Origin of the sequence: Bradyrhizobium sp. (assembly GCF_050014615.1) — a bacterium.
Classification (GTDB): domain Bacteria; phylum Pseudomonadota; class Alphaproteobacteria; order Rhizobiales; family Xanthobacteraceae; genus Bradyrhizobium.
This window is the reverse complement of record NZ_JBEKCZ010000004.1, coordinates 44580-62208: the sequence shown is the minus strand read 5'-3', so window position 1 is coordinate 62208 and position 17629 is coordinate 44580. Positions and strand designations below refer to the sequence as shown.

General features: G+C 62.5%; 20 protein-coding genes. 5 read left to right on the top strand and 15 right to left on the bottom strand.

Annotated features, from left to right (window positions below; all coding sequences use genetic code 11):
• Positions 1-244: 244 nt before the first annotated feature.
• The 4 genes from ABR948_RS01475 to ABR948_RS01460 form a co-directional block, all read right to left on the bottom strand.
• Positions 245-637, bottom strand: a complete 393-nt coding sequence (locus tag ABR948_RS01475; RefSeq protein WP_428113497.1) for an MAPEG family protein — start codon at positions 635-637, stop codon at positions 245-247.
• An 85-nt stretch (positions 638-722) separates the two neighbouring features.
• A complete protein-coding gene (locus ABR948_RS01470; RefSeq protein WP_428113495.1) occupies positions 723-1811 on the bottom strand; it encodes a lipocalin-like domain-containing protein in 1089 nt (362 codons plus the stop codon).
• On the bottom strand, positions 1801-4263 hold the full coding sequence (locus ABR948_RS01465; protein WP_428113493.1) for an FtsX-like permease family protein: 2463 nt from the start codon (positions 4261-4263) through the stop codon (positions 1801-1803). The genes ABR948_RS01470 and ABR948_RS01465 overlap by 11 nt, the downstream gene beginning before the upstream one ends.
• On the bottom strand, positions 4260-4934 hold the full coding sequence (locus tag ABR948_RS01460) for an ABC transporter ATP-binding protein (RefSeq protein WP_428113491.1): 675 nt from the start codon (positions 4932-4934) through the stop codon (positions 4260-4262). Before ABR948_RS01460 ends, ABR948_RS01465 begins: the two co-directional genes overlap by 4 nt.
• Positions 4935-5205: 271 nt before the next feature.
• On the opposite strand from ABR948_RS01460, the gene ABR948_RS01455 reads away from it, so the two are divergent.
• Positions 5206-6477 carry an MFS transporter gene (locus ABR948_RS01455; protein ID WP_428113490.1) on the top strand — a complete coding sequence of 424 codons (1272 nt, stop codon included), beginning with the start codon at positions 5206-5208 and terminating at the stop codon, positions 6475-6477.
• Between the two features lie 26 nt (positions 6478-6503).
• On the opposite strand, the gene ABR948_RS01450 is transcribed toward ABR948_RS01455, so the two are convergent.
• Together ABR948_RS01450 and ABR948_RS01445 are read right to left on the bottom strand one after the other, a co-directional pair.
• Positions 6504-7784, bottom strand: coding sequence for an MFS transporter (locus ABR948_RS01450; RefSeq protein ID WP_428113489.1), 1281 nt, complete (start codon positions 7782-7784; stop codon positions 6504-6506).
• Between the two features lie 197 nt (positions 7785-7981).
• Positions 7982-8152: a hypothetical protein gene (locus ABR948_RS01445; RefSeq protein ID WP_428113487.1), complete on the bottom strand. Its 171-nt coding sequence runs from the start codon at positions 8150-8152 to the stop codon at positions 7982-7984.
• 337 nt (positions 8153-8489) lie between these two features.
• On the opposite strand from ABR948_RS01445, the gene ABR948_RS01440 reads away from it, so the two are divergent.
• Positions 8490-8732, top strand: a complete 243-nt coding sequence (locus ABR948_RS01440; protein WP_428113486.1) for a hypothetical protein — start codon at positions 8490-8492, stop codon at positions 8730-8732.
• Between the two features lie 8 nt (positions 8733-8740).
• On the opposite strand, the gene ABR948_RS01435 is transcribed toward ABR948_RS01440, so the two are convergent.
• Entirely contained in the window at positions 8741-9025 is a 285-nt protein-coding gene (locus ABR948_RS01435) for a hypothetical protein (RefSeq protein ID WP_428113484.1), read from the bottom strand.
• Entirely contained in the window at positions 9026-9253 is a 228-nt protein-coding gene (locus tag ABR948_RS01430) for a transcriptional regulator (protein WP_428113483.1), read from the bottom strand.
• 328 nt (positions 9254-9581) lie between these two features.
• Between ABR948_RS01430 and ABR948_RS01425 the strand changes: the two genes are divergently transcribed.
• Positions 9582-10607 (top strand): FecCD family ABC transporter permease, encoded by a 1026-nt coding sequence (locus ABR948_RS01425; RefSeq protein WP_428113509.1) that lies wholly within the window; start codon positions 9582-9584, stop codon positions 10605-10607.
• The gene (locus ABR948_RS01420; protein WP_428113481.1) at positions 10604-11386 is read left to right on the top strand and encodes an ABC transporter ATP-binding protein; all 783 of its coding nucleotides are present in this window, start codon (positions 10604-10606) and stop codon (positions 11384-11386) included. Before ABR948_RS01425 ends, ABR948_RS01420 begins: the two co-directional genes overlap by 4 nt.
• 13 nt (positions 11387-11399) lie before the next feature.
• On the opposite strand, the gene ABR948_RS01415 is transcribed toward ABR948_RS01420, so the two are convergent.
• The 7 genes from ABR948_RS01415 to soxX all read right to left on the bottom strand — a co-directional run bounded on the left by ABR948_RS01415 (position 11400) and on the right by soxX (position 16644).
• Complete coding sequence (locus ABR948_RS01415; protein ID WP_428113479.1) at positions 11400-12440, bottom strand: MBL fold metallo-hydrolase; 1041 nt, start codon at positions 12438-12440, stop codon at positions 11400-11402.
• A gap of 88 nt (positions 12441-12528) precedes the next feature.
• Positions 12529-14271, bottom strand: a complete 1743-nt coding sequence (gene soxB / locus ABR948_RS01410; RefSeq protein ID WP_428113477.1) for a thiosulfohydrolase SoxB — start codon at positions 14269-14271, stop codon at positions 12529-12531.
• Positions 14272-14283: 12 nt separating this feature from the next.
• Positions 14284-14604 carry a hypothetical protein gene (locus ABR948_RS01405; protein ID WP_428113507.1) on the bottom strand — a complete coding sequence of 107 codons (321 nt, stop codon included), beginning with the start codon at positions 14602-14604 and terminating at the stop codon, positions 14284-14286.
• A 2-nt stretch (positions 14605-14606) separates the two neighbouring features.
• Complete coding sequence (gene soxA, locus ABR948_RS01400; protein ID WP_428113506.1) at positions 14607-15404, bottom strand: sulfur oxidation c-type cytochrome SoxA; 798 nt, start codon at positions 15402-15404, stop codon at positions 14607-14609.
• A gap of 65 nt (positions 15405-15469) precedes the next feature.
• Positions 15470-15781 carry a thiosulfate oxidation carrier complex protein SoxZ gene (gene soxZ / locus ABR948_RS01395; protein ID WP_428113476.1) on the bottom strand — a complete coding sequence of 104 codons (312 nt, stop codon included), beginning with the start codon at positions 15779-15781 and terminating at the stop codon, positions 15470-15472.
• A 23-nt stretch (positions 15782-15804) separates the two neighbouring features.
• Positions 15805-16299, bottom strand: a complete 495-nt coding sequence (gene soxY, locus ABR948_RS01390) for a thiosulfate oxidation carrier protein SoxY (RefSeq protein ID WP_428113474.1) — start codon at positions 16297-16299, stop codon at positions 15805-15807.
• A 45-nt stretch (positions 16300-16344) separates the two neighbouring features.
• Positions 16345-16644 carry a sulfur oxidation c-type cytochrome SoxX gene (gene soxX, locus ABR948_RS01385; protein WP_428113504.1) on the bottom strand — a complete coding sequence of 100 codons (300 nt, stop codon included), beginning with the start codon at positions 16642-16644 and terminating at the stop codon, positions 16345-16347.
• Positions 16645-16839: 195 nt separating this feature from the next.
• On the opposite strand from soxX, the gene ABR948_RS01380 reads away from it, so the two are divergent.
• On the top strand, positions 16840-17520 hold the full coding sequence (locus tag ABR948_RS01380) for a DUF938 domain-containing protein (RefSeq protein ID WP_428113473.1): 681 nt from the start codon (positions 16840-16842) through the stop codon (positions 17518-17520).
• The last annotated feature ends 109 nt before the right edge of the window (positions 17521-17629 follow it).

Sequence of the window (17629 nt, the reverse complement as noted above, 5' to 3'; positions counted from 1 at the left end):
CACGTAAACCGCAAGCTGACGCTTGAAATAAGAATTCATTATGATGTGCTCGCTGCAGCTCTCGCGTGCGGCAAGCACCCCAAAGCTAACGTCATAAAATTAGGCAGTGCCGCTCCACCGCCATGGCCGATAGTTAAACTTGGGATCGGCCCGAAGTCAAATAGCGGCCGTGGGTTTGTTCATTGCAGGTTTTTCGTCCGCTGCAACAGGTAGATACAGATCGTCGAATCAAGCGGGCCAATTTTCAGGCATGAATCAGGTGCCAGATAACAGCGCCGAGCGCGCCGAGCCAAAGCAGGATGGCGGCGCCGGCCTGAATCCCGAAGCCCAACCCGCGTTTGGCTGCGGCCTGCGAATAGCCGGTCATGTAAAGGACGCGGCCGACGATCCAGACAACACCCAATGCAGCCGCCAGCGCATCGTTGATATAGAACGCAAACAGCCAGAGCGAGGGTAGGAAAATCGGCATCCATTCCAGCGTGTTCATCTGCACGCGGAATGCCCGCTCGAAGTCCGGATTGCCGGACACAGCTGGCGCCTTGATGCCGAAGGCCGTGCGTGCCCTCGACACCAGAATGCTGGTATAGAGGTAGCACAGGATCGACAGGCAGGTGACGAGCGCCGTGAAATGAAACATCGCAGAATCCTTTTGAAGACGATTGTGAAAACATCATTCCGGGCGACGCGGGGGTATCAACCCCCGAATGACGCCGTGCGTAGTCTCAATAGCCGGTCATTTCAAGATATCCTATCCCGGTGTGGCTGCCCCGAAAGCTGATCGGCCCTTCCCAATAGGGAAAGCTCGTTCCCATCCAGCTCCTGGCATTCAGCGGAATACACTCGACCGCCAACGCGAGCGATGGAATCGCAATGTCCCATGTGACCGGAAGCTTGCGTCCTTCGATCTCGGTCAGGGCTTTCGGCGTCATATGGATGTCAGCGGACGGGATCTGTCCGGTCTTGCCGTCGCGCGAAATCCAGTTGCCGGAACAGTAGGTATTGTCGTCGGTTTGACGCAGCCGAAACAACATCAGCTTCTCGCCGGAGTCCAGGTGCAGTGAGAACCAGTCCCATCCGGTTTGATCCGCCGCCAGCGGCTGGCTGCTCCATTCCCGATCCATCCAGGCCTTTCCGGTCACCTCCGCGGACCGCTGATCGATGGTGATGCGGCCGGTCACCTCAAAATAAGGCTGGCTGAAATAATACGAAGCCTGCCCACGCTCCGATTTCCGGCTGTAGCCGGCATCGCCCTGCAGAACCAGCGCACGATCCGTGTCGAGCCGCAGCGCGTAAACGAAATCCGCACCGGAGGCCTTGAGTTCAAGCGGCGCGAGCGTGTTGTCGTGCATCTGATCCGATCCGCGCATTTCCCAGGAATCGATCCAGGCGGAAAATGGTTTTGCCTCGACGCCGGCCTGGCCGACGCCGCCGCGGGCGAATGTTTCGCTGTATCGGTGGGTGTCCGCGCGGGTCACGGCGGCGTGGCCCATCCAGATTTGTTGATTGGCCCATCCTTCCTGCTGCGCACCTGGCTCCATCGCCTGACGAAACAAGGTCCATTGCACGCCGTAGGCTGTACCGGCTGAATCCGTTAGATTTGCCGTCACATACCACCACTCGATCCGGAACTGCGGATGCGGGCCGTGGTCTGCGGGATAGGCAAAGGTCTTGCCGGGAACGACAGCGGCGAATCCGCTTCCGCTGATGCCAAGTCCGGCAAAGCCCTGCGCGAGCGCCGTCCTGCGGCCGAGTGCGAGAGCCAGCGCGCCGCCCGCCAAGGCGCGGCGGGATATCGGGAGTCTATCGTTCATCGGCAAAAATCTTGACCAGGGTCGCCGGCTGCATGCGCGCCAGCTTGAGCACGGGAAGCAGTGCGGCGACCAGCGCGGCCGCCATCGCCACGCCGAGAAGTTCGAATAGTTGCAGCGGGAAGACGTGAAACGGCAGCCGCCAGCCGAACGCCTTCACGTTCACAACCGCGATCAGGCACCACGCGACCAAGAGGCCTAGCGGCAGCGCGAGCAGGGTTGTGATCAGCGCCACCGACAGGGTCTTCAGGAGTTCGATCGTGGCAAGCCGTCGTCGCGTGATGCCGATGGCCCATAGCGGCGCGAGCTGCGGCAGGCGGGAATTGCTCAGGGTCAACAGGCTGGTCAGCAAGGCGATGCCGGCGACGCCGAGCGTGAAGGCGTTCAGCGCCGCGGTCACGGCGAAGGTCCGGTTGAAGATGCGCGTCGACTCGGCCTTCAGCGTTGCCTGATCCACCAGATTGCGGCCGTCCAATGCAAATTTTTCCTGCAGCGCCGTTATCAGCGCCGGTACCGCTGCTGGTGCGACGCGCAGGCCCATTCGCGTCAGCGGAATGCCGGGAAAGTGGCGGGTCAGCGCCGCGAAATTGACGGCGATCTGGCCCTTCGGGTTGCCGTAATCCGCGTAGATGCCGACCACTTCAAGCGTCCAGTTGCCGCCTGGCGCAGCGACCTCGATCTGATCTCCAATCGAGAGCTTCATACGCCGCGCCAATTGTTCACTGATGAAGCCGGTATCGCCGGCGCGCAGGCGAATCCAGGCCTTTTCGGCTGACTGCAGCAACGGCCAGCGATCGCGATAGGTAGCGTGATCGGCGAGACCGAGAATCTCAACCGGGGCGCCATCGATTTGCGTATCGGCCCGGCCGCCGGGCAGGATCGCCTCGACTTCGGGGCGCTCATGGAGCCACGCTTTGATGGCGGTGGCCTGTCCATCGTCGGATGCATTGATGTAGACGTCCGCTGCCAGCCGCCCGTCGAGCCAACTGATAAAGGTTCGGCTGAAGGTTTCGACCATGGTACCGACGCCGACATTGACCGCAAGCGCGAGCAACAGCGCCATTAATGCCAGCGACAGACCGGAAAGCTGCTGGCGGCTGTCGGCCCAGAACCATACGGCGAGCGCGTGATGCGCACGCCGCTGGCCCAGCGAAAGCACCAGTTCCAGGACCGCCGGCAATCCCAGAGCTGCGCCAAGCAACAGGCCTGCGAGCACCGCAAATCCCGAGAGCAGCGAATCGCCGTACCACAACAGGCCTGCTGCGGTGGCGAACACGGCGAGCGCGACCGTGCTCTGGATCATCAGCCATCTGTGCTGCGCCTGTTGCCAGGCATGGGGCTGCGCGGCCGCCAGCACCGGCAGGCGGATCGCTTTCATCAGACTCGTGGTCGCGGCCGCCAGCGCGCCGAGCACGCTGATGGTGAGGCCGGCGACCCACCATTCCGGCTTGAGCGTCAACTGACCTGGAATCTGCGCGCCATACAGTCCACGCAGCGAGGCCGCGACATCCGGCAGCAGCGCCGCCGCGATCAGGTAGCCGCAGACCAGGCCGGCCACGCCCGCAACCAGCGCCAGCGATACCAGTTCGATCAGCAACACCGTGTTCAGCAGGCGCGCGGATACCCCGCAGGCGCGCAAGGTTCGCAGCATCGGCAAACGTTGTTCGAAGGCAAGGCCTATCGCCGAGTTGACGATGAACAGTCCGACGAAAAATGACAACAGCCCGAACGCGGTCAGGTTCAGATGAAAACTGTCGGTGAGGCGTTCGAGATCGCTCTCCGCATCCGGCGCAACCAGGCGGAGCTTGCCACCGGTGACACTTTCAAGCGGTGCGCGTTCGCCTCCGGCCTTGCCGATTACCAGCCGCGAAACCTGATCGGGCATTTTGAGAAGCCGCTGCGCAATGCCGATATCGACTACCAGCACGTCCGGCACGAGTTGCGCCTGTGCGCGCAGCGGCGGCAGCGAGGTGCCGCCGCCCGCCTGCGGCGAGGTGCCTTCCGGAATACCAAGGCTGGACAGCGTTTCGGGCGACACCAGCATCTCTCCTGGCGGCGTGACGAATGATTGCAGGCCTGCTCTTCCGATCGCCGGTGCATTCCCGACTTCCGCCGGCAGCGTGACGGGTTCGATTCCGAGCAAGCGTAACGACCGCCCGCCGATCTGAACGCGGCCTTCGAGAACCGGAGACACCGGCCATCCGGCGCGACGCAGATCGACAAAGAGTTGCTGTGAGAAAGTCGCGCCGTTGCGGCCAACGAGGACAGCGGTTCGGGCGCCGCCGAAAGCGGCGGCCGCGCGGTCGTAACTGCTGCGGGCCTGTTGGTTCAGCGCCTGCACCCCGCTCCACAGCGCGGTCGCGGAAATCAGTCCGATCAGCAACGTTGCGAGCTGCATCGGATGCCGCCGCCAGTGGCTTAGCAGAACCGCGAGAATCCACAGGCTGCGGGTCATGCGATCAGTCCCGCGCTGAGATGGATGTGCCGGTCGAGCGTGGCGGCCAGCCGCGCGCTATGGGTCACCATCAGAAAGCCACAGCCGGTTCGCGTCACCAGGTCGCGCGCCAGCGCGAGAACGTCATCGGCGGTCGCCTCGTCGAGATTGCCCGTGGGCTCGTCGGCGAGCAGCAGCACCGGCTTTATCGCCAGCGCGCGGCCGATCGCGACCCGCTGCTGCTGGCCGCCCGATAATTGTTCGGGATAACGGTTCAGAAGGCCGCCGAGACCGAGCCTTTCCACCAGTTCCGCATGCCAGGCCGCATCGTGGCGGCCGGCGATGCGAGACTGAAACACGAGGTTGTCGCGGACATTCAGGCTCGGGATCAGATTGAATTGTTGAAATACCAGGCCCAGCCGATCGCGCCGCATCGCCGCCCGGCCGGCATCCGTGAGATCCGACACAGGGATGTCGGCGAGCGTGATCTCGCCGCCGTCGGCCCGATCGAGGCCCGCGATCAGATGCAGCAGTGTGCTCTTGCCGCTGCCGGACTCGCCTGTCAGCGCGACGCGCTCGCCTGCCGCGACGCGGAGGTTCACTCCGCGCAGCACCGTGATTTGCTCTCCGGCGGAGCGATAGGCCTTGGTCAGATTGCGAACGCTCAGCACGATCTGGTTTCCGATTGTCATGCGAAGCGTGTGACCATGAAAACCCCCTGATGGCCACGCAACATACCAAGACCATGGCCATAGATCACGGTCTCAATCGACGGCGACGCGATCGTGATCCGGTTGCAATTCGCCGGTGAAACAGCGTCAGGCAGCGTCCAACGAGGAGGCGGCTGTTGCAGCGCAATCAGAGTGAGCCAAAATGCCCCGTTGCACCGGCTGACAGGCCTTGGGTAGCATCGGGTTGGGCTCTCTCGAGCAGGGCCGGCAAAGCGATAATGAAGGAACGATCATGATCGTGCAACCGACGCCCAAAGGCGGCTGGAAGATCACGTTTCTGCTGTTTCTTTTCATGCTGGTGAATTTTGCCGACAAGATCGTGGTCGGTCTGGCCGGCGTGCCGATCATGACCGAGCTCAAACTCGAACCGGAGCAATTCGGTCTGCTCGGCTCGTCGTTCTTCTTTCTGTTTTCGATCACGGCCATCGTCGTCGGATTTATCGTCAATCGCATCGACACCCGATGGGTTCTTGCCGTGCTGGCGACGGTATGGGCGCTGGCACAGTTTCCGATGCTGGGCACGGTCAGCTTCAGCACGTTGCTGATCTGCCGTGTGATCCTTGGCGCCGGTGAGGGCCCGGCGGGTGCGGTGGCGGTGCATGCGGTCTACAAATGGTTTCCCGACGAGAAGCGAACCCTCCCCACCGCGGTGCTGTCGCAGGGTTCGGCGTTTGGCGTAATCCTCGCGGTGCCGGCGCTGAACTGGGTGATCGTCAATTACAACTGGCACTATGCATTCGGCGCGCTCGGCGTCGCCGGGCTGATGTGGGTGGTGGCGTGGTTGATCCTGGGCAAGGAGGGGCCGCTGGTTCAAACCGCGACGATGGCGGCGGCTGATCCCCGCATCCCCTACTTCCGGCTTCTGACCACGCGGACCTTTATCGGCTGCTGTGCCGCGACCTTCGGCGCCTATTGGGCGCTGTCGCTGGGTCTCACCTGGTTCACGCCGTTCGTCGTGAAGGGACTAGGCTTCTCGCAAACGGATGCGGGATGGATCTCGATCCTGCCATGGGTGTCCGGTGCCGTTATGTTGCTGCTGACGGGATGGGTTTCGCAGGTACTGATGGCGCGCGGCATTTCCACCCGCGGTGCGCGTGGTGTGCTTGGCGCAGTCCCGTTGATCATCGCGGGGCTCTTCTTCGCGGCTATTCCGTATATCGAGGGTGCGGGACTCCAGATCGCCTTGTTGGTGATCGGCTCCGGGCTTTGCGGATCGATCTATGTGGTCTGTGCGCCGATGCTTGGGGAATTCACGCCGGTGTCCCAGCGCGGTGCCGTGATCGCGATCTATGGCGCGATCTACACACTCGCCGGCATTTTGGCCCCGTCGGTGATGGGCGGCGTAATCCAGCGCGCAGCAGGAATACTGGATGGCTTCATGACCGGTTTCAGCATCAACGCCGTCATTTTGATCGTGTCCGGCCTGCTCGGCCTGCTGCTGCTCTGGCCCGATACCGAGCGCGCGCGCTTGGCGGGCGAAGCTCCTCAGCCGAAATTCGCCTGACGATCCCGGACCCGACGACCGGGTCTTTACTGACTGTCCGGAATCAGGCTCCGGGATCTTGCGTCAGGGGTGGCCGAACTGTCGTGTGGACCCCGCTCGGTGACAAGGGCGAGTAACACCGTCAGGATCATGAACACGACCGACGCGCCGAACACCCAATGCGGCAAATTCTGGTCCATGATCCAGCCAAACAGCAACGGGCTGATGATGCCGCCGATATTGAAGCCGGTGGAGACAATCCCGAAAGCCCGGCCGGCCGCGCCCGGTGGCGCTGCGTTGCGCACCAGCATATCGCGCGAGGGGGCTATCACGCCGCCGAGGAAACCCGCTGACGCCATCGCGGCCATCAGTAGCGGCGACGGCAAATTGATCGTCGCGATCATGAATACGATCGCTGCATTGATCGCAAAGCAGGCGGCGGCCACCTGCCCGTGGCGCCTCGTGTGGTCGGCGAGAAAGCCGCCCGCCAGCACGCCAATGGCGCTGGCGCCGAGAAACGCCGTCAGCGCGATATTGGCGCTTGAGAATGACGCGCCATAGCCGCTGATCAGCGCAACAACGCCGAAATTGCCGATGCCGGCATTGGACAGGCTGAGCAGCATGAAAAAGATCGTCAGCACGATGAGGGCAGGCGTGACGACCTTTTGCTGCGGGGTTTCTTCGCCCGAATTCTGGCGGTCCGCGGCACTCGCATCGGGAATGCCGACGACGAGTAACGCCAGCGCGACAATCGGGCCCACCGCGCCGGCTGCGATCAGCGTGCCATGGCCTCCGACCATTGCCACCAAGGCTGCCACGATGGCGGGCGCGACCGCGCCACCGAGAAAACCGGCGAAGGTATGGATCGAAAAGGCGCGGCCCATGCGCGCCTCATTCATGTGGGCCGAAAGGATTGCATAATCGGCCGGATGATAAACGCTGTTGGCAAGCCCCAGCAGTACGGCGCTGGCGATCAGCCAGGGATAGCTCAGATGCAGGCCGAGCATGATCAGCGCGAAGCCGCCCAGTGTGAGGCCCATCAACAGGATTTTGCGGGCGCCGATACGATCGGCCAGATAGCCGATCGGCGCTTGTGTCAGGCCGGATGTCACGGCGAAGACGGTCAGCGCAAAGCCGAGTTCGATGTAGCCGACGCCGAGCTGTACTTTCAAAAACGGGAACAGCATCGGAAGCACGAAGATATGGAAATGGCTGACCCAATGCGCCGTCGAAATCGCGGCCAGGGTGCGCAGCGATTCGTCAGTCTTTTCGTTAGACTTGACTTGTTGCGATGCGGCTTGTTGCGATGCGGCGAGAATGTCGACCATTTCCGATTCAGACCCGGTTTCGGCGCGGAAACTATCGGCCAGGCCGGTTATTTGTCTATGAATATGGCTGCATGGCAGCCCTCAAAAACGTGGCCGCCGCGGGACATCAAACCAACCAAAGAAAGCATCTGGCGGATCGAGGGTGCAGATCGAGAGTGATGGGCTCCCGCGAGCGAGACGCAGGATATTTCAAGCTCTCAAAGTGGCTGATCATCGTCGCCGTAGCGATCGCGCTTCGGGGTGGCGATGTCGCCATCTTCGCCGTCGTCGTCTTCGGTGGTTGCAGGCGACGATTTCTTTGATTCGCGGTCGTCCTTCTTGGAGGGTGCGTTTCTGGGAAGCTCGTTGTTTTTGCCGGTTCCACCCATGTCACTCCCTCCGGTCGGGTGGATCGGTGTCTTGCCCGACCACCCGGTCACGTCCGCGACCTCAATCTCACCGCTGCTGGTGCGGCATATTAGCTGCAATCTTAGCGGCAATCCGACAATCTTTCCTGCCTTTTTCCGACATTCGGTGTAAAGGGAGGCGCAACCAGAGCATGATCCGGAAAAGTGGGTGCCGGTTTTCCGAAAAAATCATGCTCGCCACAAAGGGCATGATCTGGAAAACGGGAACCGGTTTTCAACGAAAGCGTTTGCCCAAAGATCATGTTCACAACAAACAGATGAGATCCGGCTTGACCGGATCATCATCTGGGAGCCTCGCATGAAGAAGCCGAAGATCGAAGCAGAAGAACAGCAACCGCGCAAAATCATTCGCGCCGACAAGGCGCCGACCGACGGCTACTCGCTGGTGGTGGATGGACACTTCAAATCGCACCACGAGACGGTTGAAGCCGCCGAAGAGGCGGGCATGGCGTTGAAGAATCAATTCCAGATGCTTCAGGTGCAGGTCTACGACGCTGCGACCAAGACCCGATCAATGGTCGAATGGCCCGCGCCGGTGTGATACCGGCCTTAAGTGCGGCGCCCGCCGCTTTGCTGTCCCGCCAGCCAATCAGACAGCGCCGGGCTCTTTTCTCCTGACGTCTTCGACTTGGCGCGCGCCTTTTTGGTCGCTGTGGCCGGGCGAGGGGGTTCGGCGGCCTCGCGGGCCAGCCGCAATGCTTTGAGCTTCGCCATGTTGTCGGTCACGGCCTTCAACGCGGCGTCGCGCTCGGTCTTGCCATTTTTGGCTTCGTGCGCCGCATGGGCAGCCTTGTTGAAACGCGCATCGGCGCGGTTGCGATCTTCTTTTGTCATTTAAACTGTTTTCTTCTTCTTGGACTTGGTTTTGGGTTCTGCCGGCTTGGCGCGGTCGGCGGCTTCTTTCGCCAATCGGATCGCACGCAGATCCGCCGTCCGCTTTCGGATCGCGATATCGGCAGCCGCGATATCGGCCATGGCCTTGATGCCTTCGGCATCCTGGGCGAGCTTCCGATTCAGCCTGATCTCTTTCAGTTCGGCAGCACTTTTCGGTTCGTCATTCATCGTAGGCCTCAAATTCACGGCGCGCACCGTCGTGCGATGATCTTTGACACAATCCTATCATGCATTGCGCTGCGAAAGGGGCATCTTTAGCGCCCGATAGGCCGTAAAACGGCATTTTTCGGGTCAAATCGGCGATCTTGGTGAAGAAGCCTTCGTCGCTGGCTTGGCGCCGGTCCCATGCCCGACAGCCGGGCGCGGGGCGCTGCCTGCGGAGGTGTAATCCTGACTGGACCGGTGCGCCTTTTTCGTCGCATGAGTTCTGTTGCGGGCTGAATCGCGGGTTGGCGCCGGCTCAAGCTGAGGACGATCGATGAGTGCCCAGAACGTCATGGTGACGGCTGATGTCACGGTGCGCCGACGCGCCGGGGTGATCGGCGCACTTGTTGGGCTTGTCGTGCTGCTGGCCCTGGTCTCGCTCGGAGTGGGACCGGTGCGATTGTCGCCGCTGACGGTGATCGATGCCCTGTTCGGTGGCGGCAGCGACGTGCAGCAGGTGATCACCAGGGAAATCCGGCTGCCCCGCACGATTCTGGGATGCGCGATTGGCGCCATACTCGGCCTCTCCGGCGCCGCGCTGCAGGGTTTGCTGCGCAATCCACTGGCGTCGCCTTCGCTGTTCGGCGCGCCGCAATCGGCCGCCTTCGGCGCGGTGCTGGTGATCGCGTTGGGTCTGGCCGATGTTCGGTCCTACGCGCTTCCGGTGGCGGCAATCGCTGCCGCGTTCGTCTCGGTATTCGTGCTGCTGGCGATCGCGGGCCGCAACGCCGGGCTATTGATTCTCATTCTGGCCGGCCTTGCCATATCCAGCCTCGCTGGTGCCGCGACCGCGCTGGTGATGAATCTGTCGAGCAATCCCTTCGTGGTGCTCGAGATCGCGTTCTGGCTGCTCGGCTCGCTGGAGGATCGCAGTTTTCGTCACGTCGTGCTGGCGCTGCCGTTCATTGTCGCGGGCGCGATCATCCTGTTCAACCAGCGCAACGCCTTCCGCGCGCTCAGCCTCGGCGAGGAGACGGCGCAAAGCCTCGGCGTCGATGTCGACCGGCTGCGGCTCCTGGTGATTGCGGGCGTCGCGCTCGGCGTTGGCGGCGCGGTGGCGGTGTCGGGCACCATCGGTTTTATCGGCCTGGTCGCACCGCATTTGATGCGGCCGCTGATCGGTCACGATCCGGCGCGGCTATTGTTTCCGAGCGCGCTCACCGGCGCGGCACTGCTGCTGGCGGCTGATATCGCGGTGCGCATCATTCCATCGACCAGCGACATCAAGGTCGGCGTGCTGACCTCGATCATCGGGGTGCCGTTCTTCCTCTATCTCATCATGCGCGAACGGCGCGCGCTCGCCGGAGGCGTCGCATGACCGCGTCTTCCTTTCTCACCGCGCAAGCCCTGGGCGTGACGCTGGCCGGCCGCGCTGTGCTGAACGATATTTCCCTTTCACTGGTGTCAGGCCATCTAGTTGCGCTGGTGGGGCCGAACGGCGCCGGCAAGACGACGCTGCTGCGCGCTTTGGCCGGACTGGTGCCTTCCAGCGGCGCCGTCCACGTCGGCGGCGACGCGCTGTCGTCGTTGCCGCTACGCGAGCGCGCGCGGCGATTCGCCTATCTGGCGCAGGGCCACATCGTGCACTGGCCGCTGCCGGCGCGGGATATCGTGGCGCTCGGCCGCTATCCGCATGGCGCGACCGACCCCGCGCGATTGACGCCGAGAGATTCCGAAGCTGTATGGCGGGCGATGCAGGTCGCCGATGTCGTCGCATTCGGCGAGCGTCGCGTGACGGAATTGTCCGGCGGCGAGCGCAGCCGCGTCGCGCTGGCGCGCGTGTTCGCCATCGAGGCGCCGGTGATCCTGGCGGATGAGCCGACATCCTCGCTCGATCCGCGTCACCAGATCGACGTGATGAAGAGCCTGCGCGCGGCTGCCGACAAAGGCACATTGGTGATCGTGGTGACGCATGATCTCGGGCTCGCCGCACGATTTGCGGACAGGGTGCTGGTGCTCTCGGACGGCCGCCTGGTGTCGCAAGGCGCTCCCGCCGAAGCCCTGTCGGAACGGGTGATGGCGGATGTGTTCCGGGTCAGCGCCTATCGCGCGGAATATCAGCGCGAGACCGTGATCGTGCCCTGGGCGCAGATCTAGCGTGCCCGCGTACTCAACCCGTCTGCACCGGGCCGCCAGCCTTCTTCCAGGCGTCGATGCCGCCGGCGATGTGCGCAGTGTTGGTGAGGCCCGCCGCTTTGGCGGCGGTCACCGCCATCGCCGAGCGTTCGCCGAAGGCACAGAAAAACACGATGCGCCGACCGGTCGCCGCGGCGACTTCGCGCAACATCCCGCCGGATCGCAGGCTTTCGCTGATTCCGGGATACGGCGCGTGAAGCGCGCCCGACAGCGTGCCATGCTTGGCGCGTTCGCTGCTTTCACGAAGGTCCACCAGAAGGATATCGGGACGGCCGAGGCTTTCGATGGCATCGCGGGCGCTTAATGCCTGGCCCTGTCGGGCGAGGTCGTCCTGATGCAGGCCGACCTGCATGTTGGCCGGCACCGCGACATCCATCATCTGGGGATTTGGTAGTTTCAGATTATTCATCAGCTCGACATATTCATCGACCGAGCGCACCTGCAGCCGCGGATTGTAGCGTTTCTCCTCGCCGATGGTGGAGACGGTATCGCCCTTGTAGTCGTGGGCGGGAAATACCATCGTCTCATCGGGCAATTTGAGCAGCCGGCCGAAGATGGAATCGTACTGCGCCCGGGCGCTGCCGTTCTGGAAATCGGTGCGGCCGGTGCCGCGGATCAGGAGCGTATCGCCGGTGAACACGCGATCGCCCATTAGGTAACTGTAAGAATCGTCAGTATGGCCCGGCGTATACATGACGTCGAGGCCGAGGCCCTCGATCATGACCTTGTCGCCGTCGGCGACCCGCATCGCAACCACGTCGGCCTTGCTCTGCTCGCCCATGATGGTGACGCAATGCGTCCGGTCGCGCAGTTCGCCGAGCCCGGTGACATGGTCGGCGTGCAGATGCGTATCGACGGCCTTGACCAGCCTGAGATCGAGCTCGCGCAGCAACTGGCAGTAGCGATCCACCTTCTCCAGCACCGGATCGAGGATCAGTGCCTCGCCGCCGGCGCGGCTGGCCAGCAAATAGCTGTAAGTCCCCGATACGCTGTCGAACAACTGGCGAAAGATCATGGCTGGTGCGCCTGCGATTTGATTCCCGATACTACCACGCAAAAAAGCCGGACATAACTCCGGCGCGCTTGTTGCGGTGCCAAATGCCTCATCCGGCGATCCCCGGATTGTCGTCGACGCCGCTCAGCGTGACGCCGGGACCGCGTGCATCCGGCATTTTGCCCGCGCCGAGATGCCTGGCCAGGACATCCCACACCGGTACTCCCATCTGCTCATTGACCGAAGCCCATCCGGCCACCCGGTAGCTTTTGCCGGCATCGAGCGCGCGGCCATTATCGAGTTTCAGGTCGGAGATCCGGCGTCCGATGCTTTCCGCGGGCGTACACGTATAGGTGAAGCCGCCGACCCGGACCATGTCGCCGCCCTGCTGATGATAGGGGTCGGGATTGAAGAGATTGTCGCAGACGTCTTCGAGCGCCTCCTTGATCTGGCTGCCGGTCATGCTCTGGGCGTAGGTTTGCGGATAGCTGATGGCAGTCTCGGCCAGCACGTCTTCCATCGTCAGGGGTTGGCCCGGCAGAACGGTCGAGCCCCAGCGGAAGCCCGGCGACAGTGCAATCTCGGCGTCGAATTGAGCGCGCAACGCGTCGCAGATCAATCGATCCACGGTGCCAAAGAAATTGCCGCGGCGATAGAGCAGGCGATCGGCGGTTGCGATCTTGTCGGCATAGGCGGAGGCATGGGGCGCGCGCGTCTGATCGATCAGCGCCTGCATCGCCGCATCGGGCTTCAGCAGTTCCGAGAACACCGGCAGCAGCCGGTATCTGATGTCGCTGACCCGGCCGCGCGCGAGTTCGAGATCGAGCACGCCGAGGAATTTTCCGTTCGAGCCGGCATTGGTGACGAGTGTGATGCCGCCGGCATTGGCTACCGGAACGGGTTGCGGAACGGCGTCATGGGTATGGCCGCCAAGAATGACGTCGATGCCGCGCACGCGGCTGGCGAGCTTGAGATCGACGTCCATGCCGTTATGCGACAGCAGCACCACGGCGTCGGCCTTGTCGGTGTCGCGCAGCGCATCGACCAGTCCTTGCAATTCTTCGTCGCGAATTCCAAACGTCCAGTCCGGTGTGAACCGCTTGGGATGCGCGATCGGAACATAGGGAAAGGCCTGGCCGATCACCGCGATACGATGCCCGCCGATCTCCTTGATCGTGGCCGGCTTGAACACCCGCTTTGTCGCGGGGTCGAATGCCCTGGCGTCGTTAAACGCGGCTTCCTCGGTGAGGTAGACATTCTGGGCCAGAAATTCGCCCTTGAACCGTTCGAGATTGCTGCGCAGAACCTCTTCGCCATAGGTGAATTCCCAGTGGCCGGTCATGGCCTCAATGCCAAGCAGGTTGGCGGCCTCGACCATCTCGGCGCCCTGCAGGGTATTGGTTAGGCCCGTGCCCTGCCACAGATCGCCGCCGTCAAGCAGCAGCGAACGACCGGGCCCCGCGTCACTGCGCAGCCGATCGATCAGCGTCTTCAGATGCGCGAAGCCGCCGAGCTTGCCGAAGCGAGCCGCGGATTTCTCGAAATCGAGCGAGGTGAATGCATAGGCGTCGGCGCTGTCGGGCTTGATCCCGAATCGATCGAGAAAGGCGCGGCCGACCAGATGCGGCGGCTGTCCCCGCATCGCGCCGAGCCCGAGATTGACGCTCGGTTCGCGAAAATATCCCGGCAGCAATTGAGCGTGCGTGTCGGTGATATGCAGGATGCGCGCATTGCCGAAGTGCTCGAGATCGTAAACGCCGGTGCTGTCGGCGCTGCGCGCGAGCCGCGATGCTCCGCCGGAGAGCGCGGCCGCGCCCGCGAGTTTGAGCAAATCCCGTCGGCGGATGGTCATGCGATGTCGGACCTATCGTATTTCGAGATTCTTCCAGGCTTCTTTTTCGCTTGTCGCCTGGAAGATCGAGGCCTTGGCCAGCGCTTCGGCATCCCTGGCCGAAGCCATGGCGTGGTCGAAGTCGCCTTTTTCGGCGGCTTTTTTGGCATCGGCCAGGGCCTCCGCCGTCACGGTCCATTGATTGCGCAGGCGGCCGGCTTCGTTGTTGGCGGCTTCGGCCGCCGCATAGGCGGCCTTGAAATCAGTCTCGGTACTTGCAGCCATCGCCGACGTCGAGCCTATAGTCGTCAGCGCGAAGGCCAGCAAGACTATCCGCGTGTTGGGTCTTGTCATGCTCATGGCCGCGCGCCCGGGCCGGCAATCGGCAGTCCGTTGCTGACATAGGACAGATAATATTCGAGATCGCGGTATTCGTCGGCCTGGGGTTCAAGCGGCACGCCGCGTATCTGGCTGTTGCAGGTGATCATGCGTCGGCTGATCGTGCCCATGCCGCCCCATTCGGAACGGTAGATCGGCATCGCATTCAGAATCCCGAGCGCCGGCGCGAGGATTTCGGCGCGCATCCGCTCGCCGGGGTTCTGCACATGGCAGGTGGCGCAGGAGAAATTGAGCTGGCCGCGCCGCGTATAGAAGTAGCGCTTGCCGTTCTGGTAGGCCTCGAGCGCGCGCGGGTCGTCGGGGATCTTGATATCGAATGGCTTGCCGCGGGAGGTGAACGCCATATAGGCGGTCAGTGCGGCCATCTCGTCCTCCACATAGGAGAGCGGCGGCTCGCCATTGGCCCCGCGGCATCGGTTCAACGCCAGTTCGAGCGTGATGACCTTGCCTTCCCCAGGGTCGAAATAAGGATAGTTTTGACGAATGCCGATGCCCTGGTTTGGAAAACAGTCGCCATAACTTTTGCCGTTCTTGAACGGCTTGGCGAACATCTCCTTGCCCATCTCGAGCGAGAACTCATAAGGCGGGAATTGCTCTTTCTCTTCCCATTGCCGGCGCATGTCCTCATTCAGGGAGTACGGACCGTTGGCGAAATCGTCGAGCGGAACGTTGGGAAATTTTGTGACGAAATAATTCCTGAACGCTTTGGCGTCGGCGACCGGATCAGGCGTGTCGGCGGCGACGGCAGACGGCATGGCTGCAAAAGCTGTGGCTGCCAGCGCGAGAGCGGCCGAGGCGAGATGGATCGCTAATGGCGCCTTCACTGAATCTTCGCCGTTGTGGTGTCGGTCTCGCCCTTGTTGTCGACCCAGCTGATTTTCAAATCGTCGCCCTTGCGGCCGCCCTTGAAGCTGAATTTGACATAGGGATCCTTGGAGACCGCAGCACCCCAATCCGCAATGAACACGTATCTGCCGTCATATTCGAAGGTCAGTTCCTGGATGAAATGCGGCGGAATGATCTCGCCCCCGGCGTCCTTGACGAAGCCGGAATCCATCGGATGCTGGATCAGCACCTGGACTTCAGTGGTCTCTCCGCCCGAGATCGCCCGCACGCGAATAGTCGATGCCATCAGGATGCTCCTTCTATCGCGCGTCAGCCGCCGCAGCCGCCGACGGTCACCTTGACTTCCTTGGTGGCGCTATAAAGCTTGCCGCCCGCTTCCACGATCACGATCACGTTGCAGGTTTTGGCCATTTTGAGGCGATTGGCCACGTTCGGCAGCGTACCCGGCGGAATCCGGTATACCGCCGCCAGCGCGTTCGGGTTTTCCGAGGCCAGAAATGAGATCGAGGTCACTTCAGTCAGGGTCGTACTGACGGATATCGGAACCACCGCGCCGTTTTCCGCGATTTCCGGCGCGTCGAGCTTGACCTTGTCCGAGGGTTCGGCGGCCCGGCCATAGAGCGATTTGATCGCGTCCGCAGCACCCTTCTGCTTGAACGCGTCTTCCGGATATTTGTCGTTGGCGGCGGCGAGGACGGCAGCCGGGCTGAACGAATGGATGCCGAGACCTGTCAGCAACACCACGCCCGCACCCTGCAGGATCAGGCGCCGCGTCGCCGGGAAACCGTTGTCAGTGGTCGTCATCTCAAGTCTCCCGCGGCGCGCGCCGCTATCATCACGCTGCTGTCGTCATAAGGTCTGCAGGAAATCCACGATCGCGTTGATCTCCGGCTCGGTCAAAATGCGATTCCGTCCAAACGGCGGCATCGCGGTTTGCGGATTGCGTTTGGTTTCATCGGTGAGGATAGCGACGAGATCGTTACGATCGGGATATCTGCTTTTGATGTCTTTCAACGCAGGCCCGATGGTCCCGGGGAGATCGCCGCCCTTGATCTCGTGACAGCTCAGGCAATTGCCCTTGCCGCGATCGAAGGCCAGCCGTTGACCTTCGGCGGCGCCCGATTGCGCACCGGCCGTCGATATCGACATAGCCGCACCGGTTATCAGCGCCAGAGCGAGCGTCCGAAACAGCGCCGTCGAGGAATGGTCGGTCAAGGTGCATTTCCAGCGATGATTGGCCTAGAATGTGGGTGGTCAAAGCATATACGCTATCGGCTGACAACGCACACGGCTCGTCGGGGAGGCGACCTTTCCGGGGCCCGCCAGCAAATCCGGGAGCATGTCGTGGCTGAATATGTCGTCGAATTCGGCAAGGACGGTCGGCCAGTCGAGCCCGATGGCCGGCTCGACGCACCGGCATTTCACCGCAACCACCAGGCGATCCGGGCGGTGTTGCAGCGCTTCCTTGCCGGAAAATCCGGGGACGCGATGGAGGCCGGCAGCGGCACCGGCCAGCATGTGGTGGATTTCGCCCGCCATATTCCTGACATCACCTGGTGGCCGAGCGATCTTAACGATCAGCATCTCAAAAGCATTGTTGCGTGGCGGGCGCAGGCGCAGCTTTCGAATATCCGCCTGCCGCTGCGGATCGACTTGTCCGATCCGGCCTGGTGTCCCGAGATGCAGGACGGCGGCCCCGGCGAATTGCTGGCGGTGTTCTGCGCCAACGTCGTCCATATCGCGCCGTGGCGCGTCGCCGAGGGGCTGTTTGCCGGCGCCGGCCGTTACCTGCGGGCGGACGGGCAGCTGTTTCTCTACGGTCCGTTCAAGCGTGACGGCAAGCACACCGCCATCAGCAATGCCGTGTTCGACACGAGCCTGCGCGAAGGCAATCCCGAATGGGGCGTGCGCGATATCGAGGCGTTGGAAAGACTGGCGACGGCGGCCGGTCTGGTGCTGGTCGAGATTGTCGAAATGCCGTCCAATAATCTCACATTGGTGTTCGGGCGCCCAAAAGCGACCTAAGCAACGACGCATAGCGCGCGCCCGTTTGCATCGGTTGATTGGGCCGATACCGCCCTTCATAGTAAGACGAATAGTGCGGGCTCGACGGCACCTCGACTGTACTTGTCGA